20 protein-coding genes are annotated in these 22,524 nt (G+C 72.1%); 12 read left to right on the top strand and 8 right to left on the bottom strand.

The features are described from left to right. The first annotated feature begins 6 nt into the window (after window positions 1-6). From K6I34_RS04250 to K6I34_RS04230, 5 genes are all read left to right on the top strand, one after another. A complete protein-coding gene (locus tag K6I34_RS04250; protein ID WP_229322697.1) occupies window positions 7-1,974 on the top strand; it encodes a copper resistance protein CopC in 1,968 nt (655 codons plus the stop codon). After that, entirely contained in the window at window positions 1,974-3,302 is a 1,329-nt protein-coding gene (gene efeB / locus K6I34_RS04245; RefSeq protein ID WP_229322696.1) for an iron uptake transporter deferrochelatase/peroxidase subunit, read from the top strand. The genes K6I34_RS04250 and efeB overlap by 1 nt, the downstream gene beginning before the upstream one ends. 103 nt (window positions 3,303-3,405) lie before the next feature. Beyond that, window positions 3,406-4,341, top strand: coding sequence for a prephenate dehydratase (gene pheA / locus K6I34_RS04240; protein WP_229322710.1), 936 nt, complete (start codon window positions 3,406-3,408; stop codon window positions 4,339-4,341). A gap of 626 nt (window positions 4,342-4,967) precedes the next feature. Next, a complete protein-coding gene (gene serS, locus K6I34_RS04235; protein ID WP_229322695.1) occupies window positions 4,968-6,245 on the top strand; it encodes a serine--tRNA ligase in 1,278 nt (425 codons plus the stop codon). Further along, window positions 6,242-7,054, top strand: a complete 813-nt coding sequence (locus K6I34_RS04230; RefSeq protein WP_229322694.1) for an HAD family hydrolase — start codon at window positions 6,242-6,244, stop codon at window positions 7,052-7,054. Before serS ends, K6I34_RS04230 begins: the two co-directional genes overlap by 4 nt. Before the next feature lie 54 nt (window positions 7,055-7,108). Here the strand turns inward: K6I34_RS04230 and K6I34_RS04225 are convergent, their stop codons facing one another. Next, on the bottom strand, window positions 7,109-7,759 hold the full coding sequence (locus K6I34_RS04225) for a rhomboid-like protein (protein WP_229322709.1): 651 nt from the start codon (window positions 7,757-7,759) through the stop codon (window positions 7,109-7,111). 188 nt (window positions 7,760-7,947) lie between these two features. Here K6I34_RS04225 and K6I34_RS04220 point away from each other — a divergent pair, with 188 nt between their 5' ends. The 3 genes from K6I34_RS04220 (at window position 7,948) to K6I34_RS04210 (ending at window position 11,081) form a co-directional block, all read left to right on the top strand. Then, window positions 7,948-8,658 carry a FadR/GntR family transcriptional regulator gene (locus K6I34_RS04220; protein WP_229322693.1) on the top strand — a complete coding sequence of 237 codons (711 nt, stop codon included), beginning with the start codon at window positions 7,948-7,950 and terminating at the stop codon, window positions 8,656-8,658. Window positions 8,659-8,746: 88 nt separating this feature from the next. Then, window positions 8,747-10,054, top strand: coding sequence for a CynX/NimT family MFS transporter (locus K6I34_RS04215; protein WP_374230794.1), 1,308 nt, complete (start codon window positions 8,747-8,749; stop codon window positions 10,052-10,054). 64 nt (window positions 10,055-10,118) lie between these two features. After that, window positions 10,119-11,081, top strand: coding sequence for an aminoglycoside phosphotransferase family protein (locus tag K6I34_RS04210; protein WP_229322692.1), 963 nt, complete (start codon window positions 10,119-10,121; stop codon window positions 11,079-11,081). A 103-nt stretch (window positions 11,082-11,184) separates the two neighbouring features. Here the strand turns inward: K6I34_RS04210 and K6I34_RS04205 are convergent, their stop codons facing one another. Genes K6I34_RS04205 through K6I34_RS04190 form a run of 4 tightly spaced genes read right to left on the bottom strand, consistent with a single transcriptional unit; the run spans window position 11,185 to window position 14,757 of the window. Continuing rightward, a complete protein-coding gene (locus tag K6I34_RS04205; RefSeq protein ID WP_229322707.1) occupies window positions 11,185-11,904 on the bottom strand; it encodes an ABC transporter permease in 720 nt (239 codons plus the stop codon). 25 nt (window positions 11,905-11,929) lie between these two features. Then, on the bottom strand, window positions 11,930-12,841 hold the full coding sequence (locus tag K6I34_RS04200; protein WP_229322691.1) for an ABC transporter ATP-binding protein: 912 nt from the start codon (window positions 12,839-12,841) through the stop codon (window positions 11,930-11,932). 49 nt (window positions 12,842-12,890) lie between these two features. Next, window positions 12,891-13,790, bottom strand: coding sequence for an ABC transporter permease (locus tag K6I34_RS04195; RefSeq protein WP_229322690.1), 900 nt, complete (start codon window positions 13,788-13,790; stop codon window positions 12,891-12,893). Beyond that, on the bottom strand, window positions 13,780-14,757 hold the full coding sequence (locus tag K6I34_RS04190) for an ABC transporter ATP-binding protein (RefSeq protein WP_229322706.1): 978 nt from the start codon (window positions 14,755-14,757) through the stop codon (window positions 13,780-13,782). The genes K6I34_RS04195 and K6I34_RS04190 overlap by 11 nt, the downstream gene beginning before the upstream one ends. Window positions 14,758-15,074: 317 nt before the next feature. On the opposite strand from K6I34_RS04190, the gene K6I34_RS04185 reads away from it, so the two are divergent. The 4 genes from K6I34_RS04185 (at window position 15,075) to K6I34_RS04170 (ending at window position 19,791) form a co-directional block, all read left to right on the top strand. Beyond that, window positions 15,075-15,947, top strand: coding sequence for a M24 family metallopeptidase (locus K6I34_RS04185; protein ID WP_229322689.1), 873 nt, complete (start codon window positions 15,075-15,077; stop codon window positions 15,945-15,947). After that, window positions 15,944-17,755, top strand: a complete 1,812-nt coding sequence (locus K6I34_RS04180; protein ID WP_229322688.1) for an SDR family oxidoreductase — start codon at window positions 15,944-15,946, stop codon at window positions 17,753-17,755. The genes K6I34_RS04185 and K6I34_RS04180 overlap by 4 nt, the downstream gene beginning before the upstream one ends. 14 nt (window positions 17,756-17,769) lie before the next feature. After that, window positions 17,770-18,687 carry a metal-dependent hydrolase gene (locus K6I34_RS04175; RefSeq protein WP_229322687.1) on the top strand — a complete coding sequence of 306 codons (918 nt, stop codon included), beginning with the start codon at window positions 17,770-17,772 and terminating at the stop codon, window positions 18,685-18,687. A gap of 114 nt (window positions 18,688-18,801) precedes the next feature. Further along, the gene (locus tag K6I34_RS04170) at window positions 18,802-19,791 is read left to right on the top strand and encodes a MerR family transcriptional regulator (protein WP_229322705.1); all 990 of its coding nucleotides are present in this window, start codon (window positions 18,802-18,804) and stop codon (window positions 19,789-19,791) included. Between the two features lie 39 nt (window positions 19,792-19,830). Here K6I34_RS04170 and K6I34_RS04165 read toward each other — a convergent pair whose 3' ends face one another. From K6I34_RS04165 to K6I34_RS04155, 3 genes are all read right to left on the bottom strand, one after another. After that, window positions 19,831-20,418: a hypothetical protein gene (locus K6I34_RS04165; RefSeq protein ID WP_229322686.1), complete on the bottom strand. Its 588-nt coding sequence runs from the start codon at window positions 20,416-20,418 to the stop codon at window positions 19,831-19,833. A 47-nt stretch (window positions 20,419-20,465) separates the two neighbouring features. Next, window positions 20,466-21,368 (bottom strand): zinc metalloprotease HtpX, encoded by a 903-nt coding sequence (htpX, locus tag K6I34_RS04160; protein ID WP_229322685.1) that lies wholly within the window; start codon window positions 21,366-21,368, stop codon window positions 20,466-20,468. A gap of 114 nt (window positions 21,369-21,482) precedes the next feature. Continuing rightward, window positions 21,483-22,382, bottom strand: coding sequence for an LLM class flavin-dependent oxidoreductase (locus K6I34_RS04155; protein WP_229322684.1), 900 nt, complete (start codon window positions 22,380-22,382; stop codon window positions 21,483-21,485). Between the last annotated feature and the right edge of the window lie 142 nt (window positions 22,383-22,524).

Raw genomic sequence — 22,524 nt, 5'->3', positions numbered from 1 at the left:
CCTGCGATGAGGACCCCCATCACCGGGCGGCTGCCGGCCCTGCTCGGCATGCTGCTCGCCGCGCTGCTGTGCGCGCTGGGCCCCGGCGCGGCGCCCGCGTCCGCGCACGCCGCGCTGACCGCCACCGACCCGGCCGACGGGTCGGTGGTCAAGGCCGCGCCCCAGCGGGTGACGCTCACGTTCTCCGAGGGCGTCCTGCTGAGCGCCGACTCCGTGCGGGTGCTCGACCCGCACGGGGGCCGGGTCGACGAGGGCAGGCCCGCGCACGCGGACGGCAAGTCCGCCACCGCGGCCGTGGGCCTGCGCCCCGGGCTCGGCGACGGCACGTACACCGTGGCCTGGCAGGCCGTCTCGGCGGACAGCCACCCGGTGGCGGGGGCCTTCACCTTCTCCATCGGCGCCCCGTCGAAGACGACGGCGAAGGTGGCGCCGACCAGGATCGACCCGACGGTCGACGCGCTCTACAGCACCGGCCGCTACGCGGCGTACGCGGGCTTCGTGCTGCTCGTCGGCGGCTGCGTCTTCGCCGGGGTGTGCCGCACCTCGCGGTCCGTGCAGCGGATCGCCGTCGGCGGCTGGATCGCCCTCTTCGTCTCGACGGCCGCGCTGATACTGCTGCGCGGCGCCTACACGACCGGCAAGGGCCTCGGCTCCGTCCTCGAACTCTCGCTGATCAGCGATGTGCTGACCACGAAGCCGGGGGCCGCGCTGCTGTCGCGGCTGCTCCTGCTGAGCGCGGCGGCCGTCTTCCTGGCCGTGCTCTTCGGCTCGTACACCCGCGAGGACGGCCCGTCCGCCCGCAAGGACGGCTCGTCCGCCCGTGAACAGGACGGGCGCACGGCCCGCGAGCGCCGGGACGTCGCGTTCGGGCTCGCGGTCGGCGGCGCGCTCGTCGCGGCCGGGCTGGCGGCGACGTGGGCGATGGCCGAGCACGCCTCCGCCGGGCTCCAGTCGTGGCTGGCGATGCCGGTCGACGTGCTGCACCTGCTGGGCGTCGCGGCCTGGCTGGGCGGTCTGGCCGCCCTGCTGGCCACGCTGTGGAACGGCGAGGCGATCCCCCGGGCGGCCGTGCTGCGCTTCTCCCGGATCGCGTTCGCCTCGGTGTGCGTCCTGGTGGCCACCGGGCTCTACCAGTCCTGGCGCCAGGTCGGCTCGTGGGGCGCGCTCACCGGCACGGAGTACGGGCGCCTGCTGATGATCAAGGTCGGGCTCGTCACCGTCCTCGTCGGCATCGCGGCCGTCTCGCGCCGCTGGACGGCACGGCTCACGGACGGCACGGCCCGCACGGTCCGTACGGTCCGTACGGAGGCGAAGAAGCCCCGCACGGATCCGAAGGGCAAGGGCAAGGGCAAGGGCACGAGCACGGGCACGGCGAAGGCGAAGGGCGACCTCTCCCCCGAGCGCGCCGCCCAGCTCGCCCGGCAGCAGGCCGCGCGGACCAAGGCGGCCGGGCTGCGGCAGCGCGACGCGGACGAGAACCGCAGCGGCCTGCGCCGCTCCGTCCTCGCCGAGACCGGCGTCGCCGTCGTCCTGCTCGTCGTCACGACCCTGCTCACCGGCACCCAGCCGGGCCGCTCGGAGACCGAGCAGCTGCGGGCGGGCACCGACCGACCCGGCGCTCCGGCCGCCACGGGCCCCGCCGAGGTCGCGATCCCCTTCGACACCGGCGGGACGAACGGGCGCGGCAAGGCCACCGTCCGGATCGACCCGGCGCGCTCGGGAGACAACACCCTCGCCGTCACCGTGACCGACCCCACCGGCCGGGCCGTTGACGTACCGGAGGTGGACGTGGCGCTCACCGAGACGGAGAAGAAGATCGGGCCGCTGCGCGCGGCGCTCAAGCACACCGCTCCCGGCCGCTGGGAGGCCACCGGCTTCCAGCTGCCCATGGCCGGCGAGTGGCAGCTCACCCTGACCGTACGGACCTCCGACATCGACCAGATCACGGAGCTCGGAAACGTGAAGATCAACTGATGGCTGACCAAACAGACCAGGCCGGACAGGCCGAGAAGACCGCACAGGCCGGACAGAAGAAGGCCGAGAGGACCGGGAAGAGAACCGAGCAGACGGCTGCACAGGGCCAGAAGCACGGGCTGAGCCGGCGTCGGCTCCTCGGGACCGCCGGAGCCGCGGGCGCGGCGGGTCTCGTGATCGGCGGAGGCGGCGCGTTCGCCGCCGGGGCCGCCCAGGAGAAACGGACTCCGCTCAGCGGGGTCGGCACCGCGATCGTGCCGTTTCACGGGAAACATCAGGCGGGCATCGCCGACCCCGCGCAGGCGCGCGGGCACCTGATCGCCTTCGACCTCGCGCCGGGTGCCGACCGCAAGGCCGCGGCGGCCCTGCTGCGGCGCTGGTCGGCGACGGCCGCGGAGCTGACGGCGGGCGAGGTGCCGAAGGGCGACGACACGGGCATCGCGCTGGACGCGGGCCCGTCGTCCCTGACCGTTACCTTCGGCTTCGGCCGGAGCTTCTTCGACCGGACCGGGCTGGCGGACAAGCGCCCGGCCGCCCTGGAGCCGCTGCCCGCGTTCACCGCGGACGCCCTCGACGCCAAGCGCAGCGACGGCGACCTGTGGGTGCAGATCGGCTCCGACGACCCGCTCGTCGCCTTCCACGCGCTCCGGCTGCTCCAGAAGCAGGCCGGGGACACGGCCCGGCCGCGCTGGCAGATGAACGGCTTCAACCGCACGCCGGGCGCCACCGCCAAGCCCATGACCGTCCGCAATCTGATGGGGCAGATAGACGGCACGAACAACCCCAAGCCGACGGACAAGGACTTCGAGGCCCGGGTGTTCGTGCCGGAGGCCTCCGGCGACTGGATGGCGGGCGGCTCCTACGCGGTCGTACGGCGCATCCGCATGCTGCTCGACAGCTGGGACAACCTGTCGCTGGAGCGGCAGGAGAAGGTGATCGGACGGCGCAAGTCGGACGGCGCCCCGCTGTCGGGCGGTACGGAGACGACCCCGGTCGACCTGAACAAGGTGAACGAGGACGGCTCCCTGGCGATCGCGGGGGACGCGCACATCCGGGTCGCGGCACCGGAGTCCAACCGGGGCGCGGCCATGGTGCGGCGGGCGTTCTCGTACCACGACGGCTTCCTGGACGATGGCGCGCCGGACGCGGGGCTGCTGTTCGTCGCCTGGCAGGCGGACCCGCGCAAGGGCTTCGTCCCGGTGCAGCGGAAGCTCGACCGGGGCGACGGCCTGTCGCGCTTCCTCCGCCACGAGTCGAGCGCCCTCTTCGCGGTCCCCGGCGGCTGCGCGGAAGGCGAGTACGTGGGGCAGAAGTTGCTGGAGGGGTGAGGTTCGCCGCAGGGTGCCCCCGGGCCGTACGGGGGCACCCTGCGGACCTCGGTAGTGTGGCGGGACCCGCCCCGGACCCCCACCACGAGGAGCGAACAGCGTGATGTCGGCCAGTCGCTATACCTATCTGGGCCCCGAGGGCACCTTCACCGAGGCCGCCCTGCGCACGCTGCCGGAGGCGGCCACCCGTGTGCTCGTGCCGATGGTGTCCGTGCCCGCGGCGCTGGACGCCGTGCGCAGCGGGGAGGCGGCGGCCGCCCTCGTGCCGATCGAGAACTCCGTCGAGGGCGGCGTCACCGCGACCCTCGACGAACTCGCCACCGGCGCCCCGCTGATGATCTACCGCGAGGTGCTGCTCCGCATCGCCTTCGCGCTGCTCGTGCGGCCCGGCACAAAGCTCTCCGACATCAAGACCGTGACCGGCCACCCCGTCGCCCAGCCGCAGGTGCGCAAGTGGCTCGCCGAGAACCTGCCGGACGCCCAGTGGGAGTCCTCGGCCTCCAACGCGGACGGCGCGCGGCTGGTCCAGGAGGGGCGCTACGACGCGGCGTTCGCGGGCGAGTTCGCCGCGGCCACGTACGGCCTCGAACCGCTGGTCAAGGACATCCACGACGCGAAGAACGCGCAGACCCGCTTCGTGCTCGCGGGCCGCCCGGCCCGCCCGGCGACGCGCACCGGCGCGGACCGGACGTCGGTGGTCGTGTGGATCCGCGACGACCACCCGGGCGCGCTGCTGGAGGTGCTCCAGGAGTTCGCGGCGCGCGGGGTGAACCTGCTGCGGATCGAGTCCCGCCCGACGGGCGAGGGCATGGGCCGCTACTGCTTCTCGGTGGACTGCGAGGGCCACATCACCGACCGCCGGGTCGGCGAGGCCCTGATGGGCCTCAAGCGCGTCTCCCAGAAGGTGCGCTTCCTGGGCTCGTACCCGAGGGCGGGCGCCTCGGAGGCGACGCCGTCGCGTCCGGGGACGTCGGACGCCGAGTTCCTGGCCGCCGCGGAGTGGCTGGCGCGGTGCGCGGACGGCGGCGCGGATCAGTGATCCGCCCGGCGGGCCGCCCAGCGGTCCGCTCGGTGATCCACCCAGCGGCCCACCCGGCGGCCTGCTCGATCCACAGGGTTATCCACAGCTGGATGGGATCCTGGGGATAAGTCGACAGATCGAGGCACTCGCAGGCCGCTCGGAATACGGCCAAGGTCGACAAATCGCTCTAGCCACAGGTTCGTCATCCACAGCACCGAGGTCGGCTGAGCACAGGCCCGGCCGACCCTCCGGCGAGCCGAAGAGGCCAGAACCCCGACAAAAGCAAGTCGCCGTCACCCGAATGAGTGAAGAAGTTGGGGTTTAGCAAGCATTCCACGACATAGGTCAGACCCGGCTGGAATGTTCGATTCCGGCATCCACAGATTTCACGCACACCCTGTGGACAAAGAAAGCGGAGGGGTCAGCTCCTGTGGACAACAAGTCCGCCAACTTCCGCGCTCCGCACGGCGGATCACCCTACCCCGGCACCCCTATGTCCCTTTTCATCAAAACCGTGGAATTTTCCCGGCGACGACACCTGGCCGGTTATTCACAGCCTTTTCCACTCGCCGCAAAATAGGGCAAACCATAATCAAATGGAATATCGCGTCGAGTGATCGCTCCCGCGACGGTAGCCTGGTGGGGTGATTGACCTTCGCCTGCTTCGTGAGGACCCCGACCGTGTGCGCGCCTCCCAGCGCGCCCGTGGAGAGGACGTCGGCATCGTCGACGCACTGCTCTCCGCCGACGAACGGCGCAGGTCGTCCGGCGTCCGCTTCGACGAACTCCGCTCCGAGCAGAAGTCGCTCGGCAAGCTGATCCCCAAGGCCACCGGTGACGAGAAGGCCGAGCTGCTGAAGAAGGCCGCCGAGCTCGCCGCCGCCGTCAAGGCCGCGAACGCCGAGCAGGACGAGGCCGCGGCCGAGACGCAGCGCCTGCTGCTCCAGGTCGGCAACCTCGTGCACCCCGACGTGCCGCGCGGCGGCGAGGACGACTTCGCCGTCCTGGAGACCGTCGGCACCCCGCGCGACTTCGCCGCCGAGGGCTTCACCCCCAAGGACCACCTGGAGCTGGGCCAGGCGCTCGGCGCCATCGACGTCGAGCGCGGCGCCAAGGTGTCCGGCTCGCGCTTCTACTACCTGACGGGTGTCGGCGCGCTGCTGGAGCTCGCCCTCGTCAACGCCGCCATCGCCCAGGCCACCGCGGCCGGCTTCACGCCGATGCTCACGCCCGCGCTGGTCAAGCCGCGCGCCATGGAGGGCACCGGCTTCCTCGGCCAGGCCGCGCAGGACGTCTACCACCTGGAGAAGGACGACTTCTACCTCGTGGGCACGTCCGAGGTGCCGCTCGCGGCGTACCACATGGACGAGATCCTCGAGGCCGACAAGCTGCCGCTGCGCTACGCGGGCTTCTCCCCGTGCTTCCGCCGCGAGGCCGGTACGTACGGCAAGGACACCCGCGGCATCTTCCGCGTCCACCAGTTCGACAAGGTCGAGATGTTCTCGTACGTCGCGCCGGAGGACGCCGAGGCGGAGCACAAGCGCCTGCTGGAGTGGGAGATGCAGTGGCTCAACAGCCTCGAGCTCCCCTACCAGGTGATCGACGTGGCCACGGGCGACCTGGGCGCCTCCGCCTCGCGCAAGTACGACTGCGAGGCGTGGATCCCGACGCAGGGCAAGTACCGCGAGCTGACCTCGACGTCGAACTGCGACGAGTTCCAGTCGCGCCGCCTGTCCGTCCGCGTGCGCGACGGCAAGAACGTCCGCCCGCTGGCGACGCTCAACGGCACGCTGTGCGCCGTCCCGCGCACGATCGTGGCGCTCCTGGAGAACCACCAGCAGGCCGACGGCTCCGTGCGGGTGCCCGAGGTGCTCCGTCCGTACCTGGGCGGCCGTGAGGTCCTGGAGCCCGTCGCCAAGTGACTGCCGAGCTGCCCTACCGCCTGATCGCGACCGACCTCGACGGCACGCTGCTGCGCTCCGACGACACCGTCTCGGAGCGCACGCGGGCCGCGCTGCGGCGCGTAACGGCGCTGGGCGCCTCGCACATCATCGTCACCGGGCGCGCCGTCCCGTGGACGAAGCACATCCTGGACTCGCTGGACTACAAGGGCCTCGCGGTGTGCGCGCAGGGCGCGCAGGTCTACCACGCGGGCGAGCACAGGCTGCTGACGTCGGTGACGCTGGACCGGCAGCTCGCCGGTCTGGCGCTCGCCAAGATCGAGGCGGAGGTCGGCCCGCTGTACCTCGCCGCCAGCCGTGACGGCATGGACGGCGACGTACTCGTCGGCCCCGGCTATCGCATCCAGGAGGGCCCGCTCCCGGCGATCCCGATCACGGACGCGGCGGAGCTGTGGGCCGCGCCCCTGAACAAGCTCTACCTCCAGCACCCGGGGCTGGGCGACGACGGCCTGGCGGAGGTCGCGCGGGCGGTCGCGGGCGACCTCGTGGGCGTGACGATGGCGGGTCCGGGCATCGTCGAGCTCCTGCCCCTGGGCCTGAGCAAGGCCACCGGCCTCTCCCTGGCCGCACGCCGCCTCGGCATGAAGGCGGCGGACACGATCGCCTTTGGCGACATGCCGAACGACATCCCCATGTTCGCGTGGGCGGCGCACGGCGTGGCGATGGCGAACGCGCACCCCGAGCTGAAGGCGGTCGCGGACGAGGTCACGACCTCGAACGAGGGAGACGGCATCGCGGACGTGCTGGACCGGCTGTACGCGCCCCGATAGGGGCGCGGGGAACTGCGCGCCCAGCCCACGACAACCCGCAGCCGCGCACCGACCTCACGAGGCACCCCGGCGGGCGCCCCGCCCCACCGTCGGACGCCACCCCGGTGGACGCCCCACCGGCAGACGCCAAGTCGGCCGCCCCCACGTAAGCGGCCAACAGGCGAACCCGATCGCCAACGCAATCGCGTGCCCGACGTCCGTGAATGTGCCGCCGGCGGCAAGCGGCACGCCGAAAAAGAGCACCAGCCCCACCACATAGGCCCACCGCCACGGCAGCGGCACCCGATACGCGAGCACGCCCGCCGCGGAGGCGAGCCCGTACGACACCCCGATGTCGACGACGTGCTTCATCGAGTGCGGCAGCGAGTGCTTCTCGATCGACAGCAGGACGATCTCCTGGCTGACGAGCGTGGCCGCGACATGCCCGACGGCGACGGTGAGCAGCCAGCGCCAGGTGCCGATCCACCGCTCGACGTTGGCGTGCACGAGCTCGAAGAGCACGGCGTAGAGCAGGAAGGACGACGGGTTCTCGATCCAGAAGCCGCTGACCAGCAGCGACCGGAGAGGGTGCTTGTTGAGCTGGTGGATGTTGCTGCTGTTGCGGTGGAAGAGGAAGTTGTCCAGATCCTGGCTCGCCGCGACGATCACCAGACTGGTGACGCCGATGATGAGCAGCCAGATGTGCGTGCCCGGAGCCGAGTGCACCCAGGCGCGGCCGCGGGCGAAGAGCCAGTGAAGGGCGGCCGCCGATCGGCGGGCGGCACGCGCACCGTCCCGATTCACTCTTCGACGGTAGCCGCGGTCCCGCCGCCGCGCAGTTGTAGGATGACTGGGCAACCGGGTGATCGGGCCCTGTCGAGGGGCCGGAACGGACAGCAGGAGGAGCGCGGCCGATGGCACTGCGGGCGGCGGGACGACAGTCCCTCGTGGACACCGTCGTGGATCAGTTGCGCGCGCAGGTCGCCGCCGGTGAGTGGAAGGTCGGCGAGCGCATCCCGACCGAGCACGCGCTCGCCGAGCAGCTCCAGGTCGGGCGGAACACCGTCCGCGAGGCGGTCCGCGTGCTGGTGCACGCGGGCATGCTGCGTTCGCGCCAGGGCGAGGGCACCTTCGTCGTCTCCCTGGCCGACCCCGCGGAGATCATGCGCGGGGTCCAGCGCGCGGGCATCCGGGACGTCCTGGAGCTGCGCATCGCCCTGGAGGCGGAGGCCGCGCGGCTCGCGGCGCTGCGCCACGAGCCCGCCGACCTGGAGCGGATGCGCGCGGCCCTGGAGGCGCAGACGGCCTTCGAGGACCCCGAGGGCCAGCCCGACGCGAACAGCCTGGAGCTCTACGCCGACCACGACGTCGAGTTCCACCAGGCGGTCGTGGCGGCGGCCCACAACAGCGCGCTGACCGCCACGTACTCCTGGTTCAGCAGCTCGGTGCGCGAGGCGCTGGTCACCGCGCTCGGCGACCGCGAGATGCCGCGCATCCTCCACGGCGACCACCACGCCCTGCTCGACGCCATCGCCTCCGGCGACCCGGACGCCGCCGCGAGCGCCTGCCGGACGCTGCTGGAGCGCCCCAAACAGGCGGTCGATTCCCTGCTCGCGGAGAGCTGATCACCACAGGCGGTGCGTCCGCCGCGCCCCGCGCGGTGAACGACGGACGCACCGCCCGCACCCCCGTACGACCCTTGGAAAGGCCCCCATGTCGGAGACGAGCTCGCACGCGCCGCTGACCGGAACGGAACGGGCCGCGGAAGCGGCCGCGGCCGCCCAGGAGCTCGCGCCACCGGCGGCGGCCGCCCCACGGATGCGGGCGCACCCCGCGCTCGTCCTGCTGGGCATCGTCCTGGCGTCGCTCAACATGCGCGCGGCGCTGGCCGGGGTGTCGCCGCTGGTCGGTGAGATCGGCGACCACTTCCACCTGGCGGCGGCCGCGAGCAGCCTGGTGACCACCATTCCGCTGGTCTTCATGGGGCTCGGTTCGATCGTCGCGCCCAAGCTGGCCCGCAGGTGGGGCACCGAGGCCGTGCTCTGCGGCGCGCTCGTCCTGCTGTGCGGCGGCGTGCTGCTGCGCGTCGCGCCGCCGGTCGTCGCGCTGTTCGCCGGCTGTGCGCTCGTGGGCACGGCGATAGCCCTGCTCAATGTGCTGATGCCGGGACTGATCAAGCGGGACTTCCCCGACCGCGCGGCGGGCATGACCGCGCTCTACTCCAGCGCGATGATCCTGGGCGCCACCGTCTCCGCGGCCACCGCCGTGCCGCTGGAGGACGCGCTGGGCGGGTGGCGCGGCTCGCTCGCCTCCTGGTCCGTGCTGGCGGCCGTCGCGGCGGTCGTGTGGCTGCCCCAGGTCGTCATCGCCCGGCGGGCCGCCCGAGAGGCCGTACAGGACGCGCCGGGCGCGCGTTCGCGAGCGGTGCCCGGACCCGCCGCCGGGGACGCCGGGAAACTCACCCGCTCCCCGCTGGCCTGGCAGATCACCCTGTTCATGGGCTCGCAGTCGCTGGTCGCCTACGTGATCATCGCCTGGCTGCCGACGATCTTCACCGACCACGGGATGAGCAAGGCGCAGGCCGGCCTCGTCTTCGCGTACAGCACGCTGGTGCAGGCGGTCGGTTCGTTCGTCGTGCCGATGCTCGCCGGGCGGATGCGTTCGCAGCGGCCGCTGGCGGTCGCCGTGGTGGTCCTGATGGCCGCCGGTGTGGGCGGCCTGCTCGTGGCCCCGGTCGGCGGGGCCTGGCTCTGGGCGACGCTGTACGGCGTCGGGCAGGGCGGCACACTGGGGCTCGCCCTGACGCTGATGGTGCTGCGCACCAGGGACGCGCACACGGCGGCCCGGCTGTCGGGCATGGCACAGACGTGGGGCTATCTGCTGGCCGCCGTCGGCCCGTTCGCCCTCGGCGCGGTGCACCAGGCGACCGGCGGCTGGACCGTGCCGATCGCGGTGCTGCTCGTGGTGTGCGCAGGGCTGATGGCGCTCGGGCTCGGCGCGGGGCGCGATCGCAGGATATGAGACGTTGAGGAAGGCAGGGCGGTCCTCTCCGGGGCCTCCCACCGTCGTGAGGAGAGCGTCACCCATGTACGTGCCTTCCCGCATCACCGTCCCCGACGAACTGGCCCGCTTCCACGCCACCTACGACGGGGACGTGGGCCGCGCGTGGACCGCCGCTCTGCCGTCCCTGGGTGCCGAGTTCCTGGACCGCTGGGGGCTGCGGCTCGACGGTCCCGCGTCGCACGGCATGGTCGCGCTCGTCCTGCCCGTACGGCGCGCGGACGGCACTCCGGCGGCCCTGAAACTCCAGCCGCTGACCGATGAGAGCGTCGACGAACCGGCCGCCCTGCGCGCCTGGAACGGCGACGGCGCGGTCGCCCTGCTGGACCACGACGCGGAGACCGGCACGATGCTGCTGGAGCGGCTGGACGCCGAGCGTTCCCTGCTGTGCGTGCCGGACGCGGAGGAGGCGCTGCGTACGCTCTCCGAACTGCTCGCCCGGCTGCTGAAGACACCCCCGCCGCACGACGGCATGCGCACCCTGCGGGACATCGCCTCCGCGATGCTCGCCGACGTGCCCGAGGCCCTGCCGGCCATCCCCGACGCCACGGAGCGCGCTCTGGTGGCCGACTGCGCCGCTGCCGTACGGGAGGTGAACGACGGGCCCGGGCCGGACGGCCGGCTGCTGCACTGGGACCTGCACTACGCGAACGTGCTGGCGCCCCTGCCCGGTGCCGACCGGGAGCCGTGGCTGGCCATAGACCCCAAACCGCTCGTGGGCGACCCGGGCTTCGAGCTGCTGCCCGCCATGGACGACCGCTGGGAGGACGTGACCGCGACCGGTGACGTACGGCGGGCCGTGCTCCGGCGCTTCGACCTGATGACGGACGTGGTCGGCCTGGACCGGCCGCGCGCCGCCCGGTGGACGCTCGGGCGGGTGCTCCAGAACGCCCTGTGGGACATCGAGGACACCGAGGAGGGCGAGGTCGTCACCCTCTCCTCCACCCAGCTGGAGACGGCGCGGATCCTGCTGGACGCGCGCATGTGAACGGCCTGAGTCCCCTCATGGGTCCTGAATTCCCTCATGGGTAAGGGGCGGTCTCCATGGAGACCGCCCCTTACCGGTGTCGTCGTACGGATGCCGCCCGCTCTCACTCCTCCCCGGCGATCGAGAGCGTGCGCAGCCTGTGGCCCGCGAACCACGTCGCGGCCACGGTGACGGCGATCAGCAGGGTCAGCGCGACGGGCAGACCGACCTCCGCGGTGACCGCGCCGTCCGCGCCGATCCGCTGGGCGAGAGCGAGGGCCCACTGCTGCACGCTGAGCGTGCGAGCGCCCGCGATGAGGCTGCCGAAGAGGGACTCCCACACCAGGGCGTAGACGAGGCCCGCGACGACGGCGTGCCGGGTGACAGTGCCCAGCAGCAGGAAGATCGCGCTGTAGGCGACGGAGGCGATCGCCGCGGCGGCCGCGTAGGCGATGGCTATCCGCTGGCTGTTGCCGTTGAGCAGGTAGCCCGCGATCAGGGTGGGGACCGCGGAGAGCGCCACGGTGACGCCGATGGCGACGATCAGCTTGGTGAGGATCACCGTGTGCCGCTTGACGGGCTTGGCGAGGAGGTAGACCACCGAGCCGTCGTCGATCTCCGGGCCGATCGCGCCCGTTCCGGCGACGACGCCGATGAGCGGCACCATGGTGGCGAGCGCGAAGCCGCCGAGGACGTTGCGGGCAGTGTCGTCGTCCGCCCCGACGAACATCCGCAGGACGGCGGATATGACGAGCAGCAGCGCGGGCAGCGCGAAGAGGACGAAGGCACGGCGTCGGCCGAGAAGGCCCCGGTAGGTGAGCCGTGCGACGGTCGGGTGGTACAGGGCGTACATGGCGTCAGGGCTCCTTTCAGGCCGCTACGAGGTAGGAGAAGACCGATTCCAGGGACTCGTCCGCGGGCGAGACCGTGAACAGCCGGATGCCGTGCGCGCGGGCGACCCGCGGCAGCAGGGCGGTGAAGCGGTCGAAGTCGACCGCCTGGACGCGCAGCGCGCCTTCCTTGACGTCCACCTCGATGCCCGAGGTCGACGGGTCGGCGATGAGCGCGGCGGCGAGCGCCCGGTCGTCACTGGAGCGCACGACGTAGCGGTGCGGGCGGTCCGTCATCAGCCTGCGGATCTTGCGGAAGTCGCCGGACGCGGCGTGCCTGCCCGCGACGACGACCTCGATGTGGGCCGCGAGCTGTTCGACTTCCTCCAGGATGTGCGAGGAGAACAGCACGGTGCGGCCCTCGGCCCCCATCCTCCGCAGCAGCTCCATGAGTTGCATGCGCTGTCGCGGGTCCATGCCGTTGAACGGCTCGTCGAGCAGCAGCGCGGACGGGTCGTGCACGAGGGCGGAGGCCATCTTCACGCGCTGCCGCATGCCCTTGCTGTACGTGTCGATCCTGCGGTCCTGCGCGTACTCCATCTCGACCGTGGCGAGGGCCCGTTGGGCCTCCTTCGCGCCCAGGCCGTGCAGCTCCGCGTTGGCGAGGACGAACTCCCGGCCGGTGAGGAAGTCGTACATCGCCTCCCGCTCGGGGACGACGCCTATGTGGCGGTAGACCTGCTCGTTGCGCCAGACGACCTGCCCGTCCAGGGTGACCGTGCCGGTGGAGGGGGCGAGGAAGCCGCCCATCATGTTGATGAGCGTGGACTTCCCGGCTCCGTTCGGCCCGAGGAGACCGGTGATGCCGGGGCCGACGGTCATGGAGATGTCGTTGACGGCGACCACGTTGCCGAACCAGCGCGAGACGTTGTCGATGGTGAGGGTAGTCATGGTCGCGGCCCATTCCTTCGGGAGGTGGTGACGGGCGACGGTCGTACGGTCACAGGCCCGCCTTCCGGTAGCGGCGCATCAGCAGCCCATACGAACCGGCGATCAGCGCGAGCAGGACGGCGAGGTAGACGACGCCCTGGCCGGTGCTCGGCCCGTGGTGGCCCGGGAACGCGGATGTCGCGGAGAGGAAGGCCGTCTGCACGCCGTCGACAACGGTGATCGGCGAGAACAGGCCGAACCAGGCGATGGCGTCCGTGGTGTCGCGGTCGAGGGCGATGGCCTGCAGGGTACTCACCGCGCCGTACGAAATCGTCAGCAGGGCGATGACACCCGCGACGCCGAACCCGCGACGCGGCGTGAGGGCGGCGACCACCAGGCCGAGCCCCGCGAAGAGGAGCGACAGCAGCGCCACGGAGACCAGTCCTTGTGCGAAGCCCTTCGTCTGCGCGGCGAAGTCCAGCTTGGCGAGCAGGGCGCCCACGTAGAGGATCAGCAGCGGGGTGGCGGTGAGGACGAACAGCGCCGAGGCCATCGCGGCGAACTTGGCCACCACGTAGTCGGCGCGTTCGATGGGCCGCGAGAAGTACAGCGGGATCGTCCTGAACCGCAGGTCGCGCGAGACGGACTGCGGTGCCTGCGCGGCGAGGAACAGCCCGATGACCGCCTGGAGGACGATCGCGTAACGCGTGTACTCCAGCGGCAGCTTGGACAGCTTCGCGGTCACGGTGACGGCGACCATGATGGCGGCGGGGACGCACATGACCCCGAAGAGGGTCATCGGCAGCACCTTGGACTTCGCGGAGCGCCCGAGGCCGTACGCGCCGCGCAGACTCTGCGAGAACAGCGAGCGGCGGGCGTACGCGCGGCCGAGGCGGGCCCCCGCGTAGTTGCGGTAGCCGATGTTGTGGATGACGTCCTGCGCGGGCGCCGTGATGCTCTCAGGCGGCATCGGAGCTGCCCCTTTCCTGTGCGCTGCCGGGGGTCTGGAAGACCTCCGCGATGCGGTGCCTGCGCTGTTCCATGCGGACGAGACCGAGCCCCAGGTCGGTGACCGCGTCGCGCACCGTGTCGTACGTGTCGTCGCCGGTAACGTCCACCAGCAGGACGTGCCCGGAGCCCGCCGCCGCGAACTCGACGGCGCGGCCCAGGGGCTGGACGATGAGCCCCGCGGCGGCCAGGGCCCCGCCGAGGGCCGCCGTGCCGTCGGGATGGGCCTCGGAGTCGGTGACCTCGACCGCGAGGGAGCCCGTGACCTGGGTGAACTCGTCCGTGGACGAGGACCGCAGCAGCTTGCCGCCGTCGATGACGACGACGTGGTCGCAGGTGCGCTCCAGCTCACCGAGCAGGTGGGAGGTGACCAGCACCGAGATACCGAAGTCGGTGTGCACACGCCGGATGAGGCCGAGCATCTCGTCGCGGCCGACCGGGTCGAGGCCGTTGGTCGGCTCGTCCAGCAGCACCAGACGCGGGTCGTGCACGAGGGCCTGCGCCAGCTTCACCCGCTGCTTCATGCCGGTCGAGTAGCCGCCCATGGGGCGGTAGCGCTCCTCGTAGAGCCCGACGTGCCGCAGGGTGTCGGCGGTGCGCTCACGGGCGGCGGTGACCGGCAGGCCGGACATCCGCGCCATGTGCACGACGAACTCCGTCGCCGACACGTCCGGCGGCAGGCAGTCGTGCTCGGGCATGTAGCCGACCCGCTCCCGGATGGCCGCGCCCTCGGTCGCCACGTCGAGGCCGAGCACGCTCGCACGCCCCTCGGTGGCCGGGGACAGCCCGAGCAGGATCTTGATCAGCGTGGACTTGCCTGCTCCATTGGCACCCACGAGCCCGGTCACGCCCGGCGCGATGTCGACGGAGAGCCGGTCGAGCGCGGTCACCCGGGGGAACCGTTTGCTGAGGCTTTCGGTAGCGATCACAGTCACCCTTCGACGGTAGTGGCGCGTGCCACAGCGGTCGTCAGCCCAGATGACGGGATGCGCGTAGTCCTCGGGTCTGACGCTCCCCTACGCAGGTAGGGGGCGGTCCCCGGAGCGGTGCCGGGGCAGTGCCGGGTCGGGTCGGGGCGGCGGGCCCTGGCCAAGGGTATTACCGAAAGTTATCCACAGGTGGCGCACATGTCTTGACGCAGCCGCCGAGCATTGTCACATTCATCAGTGTCAAGTTGCGGACGCTCCTCCGGCCTTGTGTCCGGGGGCCCGGCAGGCGGGACGGACGAGTGACGACGACATCGGCTGTGCCACGGGAACTCACCGCGGAACTGCGGGGGTTCCGGGACGTGCAGCGCCTCGCGTACGACTGCGCGGAAGCGGTCGCCGCGCAGCTCAGGCCCGGGGTGACCGAGCGGGATGCCGCCCGGATGCAGCGGGAGTGGCTGCGCGGGCACGGCGTGCGGGACTGGTTCCACCTCCCCTTCGCCTGGTTCGGCGACCGCACGGCCTTCGCCGGGTTCCGGGTGCCGCTCCAGTTCTTCCCGACGGACCGAAGACTGGAACCGGGGATGCCCTTCATCCTCGACATGGCCCCGGTCCACAGCGGCTTCACGGCCGACATCGGCTATTCGGGCTGTCTGGGACCCCACCCGCTGCACGACCGGCTGCTGGCGGACCTCCAGGCGCACCGGGACCTCGTCCTGCGCGAGGTGCGCGAGCGGCGCACCCTCCGGGAGATCTACGAGGACGTGGACCGGCTCATGGTCCGCCAGGGCTACGCCAACCGGCACCGCGCCTATCCCTTCGGAGTCATCGCCCACAAGGTGGGCCGGGTGCGGGAGCGCCGCTGGTCGCCCCACCTCTTCGGGTTCGGCACACAGGCCCTGAGGGGGCTCGCGTCCGACGCCGTGCGCGGGCACCGCGAGGGCTGGTCCCCGCTGTGGAGCCCGTACCGCTTCTCCGACCATCCGCCCCGGCCGGGCCTGTGGGCCGTGGAGCCCCACCTGGGCCTGCGGGGCACCGGCGCGAAGTTCGAGGAGCTCCTGGTCGTCACCGACTCCCGCGACCCCGAGGAGAGCGCCTTCTGGCTCGACGACGACCTGCCGCACGTCAGGCGCCACCGGGACGGCCACATGGACGGCCGCACGGACGACCACACGAAGGAGGCCGTCGCATGAGCGACGAGAGCACGGGGCGGGACGGCGCACGCGAGCGGTGGGTCCGCACGGGCGGCATCGAGCTCTGCGTCGTCGAGCTGGGGGACGCCGAACGGCCCACGGTGATGCTGCTGCACGGCTATCCGGACAGCAAGGAGGTCTGGTCGGCGGTCGCCGAACGCCTGCGGGACCGCTTCCACGTGGTGCTGTACGACGTGCGGGGCTGCGGACGCTCCTCCGCGCCCAAACCGCTGCGGGGCGGCTTCACCCTGGAGAAGCTCACGGACGACTTCCTGGCCGTCGCGGACGCCGTCAGCCCGGACGCCCCGGTGCACCTGGTCGGGCACGACTGGGGGTCGGTCCAGGGCTGGGAGTTCGCGACCGTGCCGCGCACCGAGGGGCGGATCGCGTCCTTCACCTCCGTCTCCGGGCCCGCCCTCGACCACTTCGCCCACTGGATCAGGGAGCGGGTGTCCCGGCCGACCCCGCGCCGGGCGGCCCAACTGCTCGGCCAGAGCGGCCGGTCCTGGTACGTCTCCGCACTGCACGCGCCGGGCCTCGCGAAGGCCCTGGCCCGGGGGCCGGTGCTGAAGCAGTGGCCGAAGATCCTGGAGCGCACGGAGAAGGTGCCCAGCGACACCTATCCGACGGCGTCGCTGCCCCGGGACGTCACGCACGGCGCCTGGCTCTACCGCGACAACGTCCGGCCCCGGCTGCGCCGCCCGCGCACGGACGCGTACGCCCATGTGCCGGTGCAGCTGATCACACCGACCGGTGACGCCTTCCTGTCCGCGCGGCTCTACGACGACCTCGACCGGTGGGCACCCCGCCTCGTACGGCACACGCTCACCGCCAGGCACTGGGTGCCGCGCACGCGCCCCGACCAACTCGCCGCCTGGGTCGCCGAGTTCGTCACGGCCAACGAGCCGGGCGGCACGGGTGCACTCGGCACGGCGGGCAACGGAGGCGCCGGGGTGCGCGGGGCCGTGGACAGCGGCCCGTACGCCCAGGAGTTCGGCGGCCGTCTGGTGCTGGTGACCGGGGCGGCCAGTGGCATCGGCCGGGCCACCGCGTTCGCCTTCGCGGAGGCGGGCGCCCGCGTCGTCGCCGTCGACCGGGACGCGGAAGGCGCCGTCCGCACCGCCGAGATGGCCCGGCTGATCGGCGCGCCCGAGGCCTGGGGCGAGTACGCCGACGTGTCGGACGAGCAGGCGATGGAGAAGCTGGCCGTCAAGGTCGCCACCGAGTACGGCGTGGTGGACGTCCTGGTCAACAACGCCGGGATCGGCCTGGCCGGGTCGTTCCTGGACACCTCGCCGGACGACTGGCGCAAGGTCCTCGACGTCAATCTGTGGGGCGTCATCCACGGCTGCCGGGTCTTCGGCCGGCAGATGGCCGAGCGCGGCCAGGGCGGCCACATCGTCAACGTCGCCTCCGCGGCCGCCTTCCACCCCTTCAAGACGCTCACGGCCTACAGCACGTCCAAGGCGGCCGTGCTGATGCTCAGCGAGAGCCTGCGCGCCGAACTGGCGGGCCGCGGCATCGGGGTCACCGCGATCTGCCCCGGACTCGTCAACACCGGCATCACCGGGACGGCACGGTTCGCGGGCTTGTCCGAGGAGGAGCAGCAGCTCCGCAGGAACAAGGCGAGCCGCTTCTACGCCAAGCGCAACTACCCGCCGGAGAAGGTCGCCGAGGCCGTGCTGGGCTCGGTGCTCCACAACCGGGCAGTGGTCCCGGTGGCCCCCGAGGCGCACGCCGTCCGCGCCATGTCCCGGTTCGCGCCGCGTCTACTGCGCGCCATCGCACGGATCGACCCACCGCTGTAGCGGGAGGAGCAGAAATGGATCACGAGTACCGCAGCGGCTACCGGATCGCCCCGAGACGCGTCAGCTTCGACTGGGACGACACCCCGCTGCACTGGATACCGGACGAGCCCACGGCCACCCACGTCATCAACGTGCTGCACCTGCTGCTCCCGGCGGGCGAGCGCTGGTTCGTCAAGGTCTTCAAGGAGGCCCTGCCCCTCGTGGGCGACGGGGAACTCCTCAAGGACGTCAAGGGCTTCATGGGCCAGGAGGCCACGCACAGCGTGCAGCACGCCCATGTGCTCGAACACCTCGCCCGGCAGGACGTGGACACCCGCCCCTACACCCGGCAGGTGGACTTCCTCTTCGACGTGCTGCTCGGCGACAGGCCCCCGCTCGGGATGCCGGTGTCCGACCGGGAGTGGCTGCGCTTCCGGCTCTCGGTGATCGCCGCGGTCGAGCAGTTCACCGCCGTCCTGGGCAACTGGGTCCTCCAGGCCGAGGGGCTGGACCGGGCGGCCCCCGACCCGGTGATGCTGGACCTGCTGCGCTGGCACGGCGCCGAAGAGGTCGAACACCGCGCGGTGGCCTTCGACATGTACGAGCACTGCGGCGGCTCCGACCCGGCGCGCTACGCCCGCCGCGTCCTGGGGATGGCCGTCACAGCGCCCACGCTCTTCTACCTCTGGGGCCGGGGCTCGGCCTACCTGCACCGGCACGACCCGGAGCTCAGGGGACGACAGCGGCGGTATTCGCTGCGCGAGCACAACAAGGCCGTGGCGAAGGGCCTCCTGCCCACCTGGCGGGAGCTCGGCGGCGCCGTGCCCCGCTACCTGCGCCGCTCCTACCACCCGTCCCGGGAGGGCTCCCTGCGCCACGCGGTCGCATACCTGGCGACCTCACCCGCGGCACGGACAGCGGCAGGCGCGATCGGCCGCGCGGCCGCCTCCTGAGGCCCCTCAGTGAACACGCCCTCGCGAGGCCCCGGAAAACCGGCGGAGTCCACGGAGTCCACGGCACGGACGGACGTCGGAGAACCACCGGGGCCCGTCGCGCCCGAGTACCGGATTCCCGAGTACCGGATCGAGGATCTCGCGCACCACAGCGGGACCACGGTCCGCACGATCCGCGCCTATCAGGACCGCGGGCTGCTCCCCCGCCCCGAGCGGCGCGGCCGCTCCAACGTCTACGGGGAGCCCCACCTGGCCCGGCTGCACCAGATCGCCGGGCTCCTCGACCGCGGCTACACCCTCGCCAGCATCAAGGAACTCCTGGAGGCGTGGGACGCGGGCCGGGGGCTCGACGGTGTCCTGGGCCTGGTCGCGGAGGTCGACCGCCCCTGGACCGACGAACAGGCCGAGCGCATCACCCGCGCGGACCTGGACGAGAAGTTCGGCGGCATCCCGGACGACCCCGCCGTCGAGGACGCGGTACGGCTGGGCGTACTGATCCGCGTGCCGGACACACCGGACGAGTTCCTCGTGCCCAGCCCCCGCGAACTCGCCGTGGCCGCCGAACTCCACGCCTCCGGTGTCCCGCTGTCGGCCGTCTCCGACCACCTCCGCGAACTGCGCGTCCACGTCGAGCACATCGCCGGACGCTTCCTCGACTTCACGACCGAGTACCTCTTCCACCAGTACCTGGACCACCCGCCGACCGACGAGGAGGCCACCGAGGCCACCGCCCTGGTCCGCCGCCTGCGCCCCCTCGCGCAACAGGCCATGGACGCCGAACTGGCCCGCGCGATGCGCACACAAGCCACACGCCACCTCCGTCACCACCTGGAGGTCGACCGGGAGGGCGACCAGGAAGAAGCCCCGGAGGGAGAAGGCACCCCATACGCGCCACAGCGCACGGCACCGCGGTCCAGGCTCCCGGCCCGGAAGCCCCACCCCCGGCCCGCCTGCGAGCCGGTCCAGCTGCCCGCCACGACCGTCGAGGCCGTACGCGCACTCGTAGGAGAGGACCAGGTGGCGGCGTTCATCGCCGCCGCTGCGGAACGGGAGGTCCAGGCGCGGCGGATGGACGCCATGCGCCGGAACGGCCGGAACGGCTGAGCCCGACCCGGGCCGGGCGACACGATCCCTGACGTAGCGTCACTTCAGGCCGGGCGCGCCCCACACAGGGAACCACCGGGCCAGGTCCTCCTCGATCCGCAGGTCGTCCCCGAGCAGCGCCCGCACCTGGATCTCCAGCCCGTTGTCCCGCTTGTCCTTCGCGTCGGCCACCGGGGCGAAGGGATAGAAGGTGCCGCGCTTGTAGAGGTAGACGAGGGCCAGCGAGCGGTGGCCCTCGTCCCGGAAGCCCAGCAGGGAGCAGAGCAGCTGCGGCCCGAAACCGCCGTCCTGGAGCAGCGTGTTGACCGCGTGCAGGTCGTTGACCAGCGCGGCCACGTCATCGGCGGGCCGGCGCACGAGCAGCCAGGTGTAGCCGTAGCCGTCCTGGCTGAACTCCACGGGCGCCGCGCCCGCCCCCGTGCCCGTGTCCAGCAGCTCCCGCACGTCCTCCTGGAGCCGGATGAAGGCCCCGCCCTCCACGCTCGCGAAGCACACCGATCCCAGCCCGGTCGGGACGAACCCGGCACCGGCCTGGAGTGTGATGGCGGCGGACGGCAGTCCGAAAAGCTGGTCGAGGTCCGGACGGACCGGCTTGCTACGGCCCAGGATGACGTCCAGGAATCCCACGGGCGGTGCTCCTCTCCTCAAAGGCCGGGGCCGGGTCGGCGCACCGGTCAGGCCCGTCCGAGCTGGCCCGAGATCCGGGCGAGCTGGTCCAGCCGCTGCTCCAGCGTCGGGTGCGAGGACAGCAGCCTGCTCAGGCTGTCCTTGGAGAAGGCGGGCGCGAAGTAGAAGGCGTTGAACGGCTCGGCCTGCCGCAGGTCGCGCGTGGGGATCCGGGCCATCTCGCCGGTGACCTTGGTGAGTGCCGAGGCCAGGGCGGACGGCCTGCCCGTCAGCAGCGCGCCCGCACGGTCGGCGGACAGCTCGCGGTAGCGGGACAGCAGCCGTGTGAGCAGGAAGCTGATGACGTAGACGACGGCGCTGACCAGCGGAATGACCAGCATGAGGATGGCGGTGTTCTGGTCGCGGCCGCCCGCGCGGCGGAGGCCGCCCCACAGCCCGATGCGGGTGATGATCCCTGCCAGCACGCCCAGGAACGACGCGATGGTCATCACCGCCACGTCGCGGTGCGCCACATGGGAGAGCTCGTGGGAGAGCACGCCCTCCAGCTCCTCCGGCTCCAGTCTGCGCAGCAGCCCGGTCGTGGCGCACACCAGGGCGTTCTTCTGGTTGCGCCCGGTGGCGAAGGCGTTGGGCACGTCGCTGTCGGCGATGGCCACCCGCGGCTTGGGCATGTCCGCGAGCGCGCAGAGCCGGTCGACGGCGCCGTGCAGCTCGGGTGCCTGCTCCGGGGTGACCTCGCGCGCCCCCATGCTGAAGGCGGCGATCCGGTCGCTGAACCAGAACTGCGCGACGAACAGGCCGCCCGCGAGAAGCAGGATGATCGGCCAGGCCCCGCGCAGCAGTGCCACCAGCACGCCCACGAAGACCACGTAGAGCAACCCGATGAGGAACATCGTGGTCACCATGCGGGTGGTCAGCCCCCGGTCGGGAGCGAATCGGGTCTGTGGCATGGGGTACCTCCAAGGCTCCGCGCAGTCGCGCCCCCAGTAGTGCCTCTGACCCGATTCTCCCTCCTGACCGGTTGTGCGCGGGGTAAAGAAAACGCGATACCCGCATCCGGCGCCTCAGGAGAGCTGGGCGAGCCCCTCCGTCGCGATCTTCTCGAAGACCACGGGGTCGGACGCGAAGACCGAGTCGGCTATCGGCCAGTGGATCACGATCTCGTCGATGCCCAGCTCCGCGTGGCGGCCGGCGAAGTCGACGAAGGCGTCGAAGGAGGCCAGGGGCCGGTCCGGGGTGAAGCCCGTGAGCATGATCTTGTCGAGCTCCGCCGGGTCGCGGTCGATCGCCTCGCAGGCGGCCCCGAGCCGCCGGATCTGCCCGGCGACAGCCGCCCGGGACTCCTCCGGCGTGCCCGTCTCGAACAGCTTCGGATCACCCGTGGTCACCCACGCCTGCCCGTATCGGGCGGCGAGCTTGAGGCCGCGCGGGCCCGTGGCGGCCACCGCGAAGGGCAGCCGGGGGCGCTGCACGCAGCCGGGGATGTTCCGGACCTCGGACGCCGCGTAGTGCTCGCCGTCGTGCGAGACGACGTCGTGGGTGAGCAGCCGGTCCAGCAGCGGCACGAACTCGGCGAAGCGGTCGGCGCGCTCGCGCGGGGTCCACGGCTCCTGGCCGTCCTTGAGCAGCGCGGTGGCGTCGAAGCCGTTGCCACCGGCGCCGATGCCGAGCGTGAAGCGCCCGCCCGAGATGTCGTCGAGGGAGATGAGCTCCTTGGCCAGCGTCACCGGGTGCCGGAAATTGGGCGAGGTCACCAGCGTGCCGAGGCGCATCCGGGACGTCACGGTCGCGGCGGCCGTCAGCGTCGGCACAGCGCCGAACCACGGGCCGTCCCGGAAGGTGCGCCAGGAGAGGTGGTCGTAGGTGTACGCGGCGTGGAAACCGAGCTCCTCGGCTCGCTGCCACGCCTCGCGGCCGCCCTCGGACCAGCGGCGCTCGGGAAGGATCACGGTGCTCAGTCGCATGGGTCCGAGCCTACGGGCCGGGTATGACAACGGCCCATGCCCTCGGTACGTGATCCTGCCCGCCCCGTGGCCGCCCCACGGCCGCCCACCGGTGCCGAGCTGCCCGGATGGGCCGAAGTACGTCTGTGCGACTCCTGTGGTG

Source organism: Streptomyces sp. UNOC14_S4, from assembly GCF_020740835.1.
GTDB lineage: Bacteria > Actinomycetota > Actinomycetes > Streptomycetales > Streptomycetaceae > Streptomyces.
This window is presented reverse-complemented; position numbering and strand designations above follow the sequence as displayed.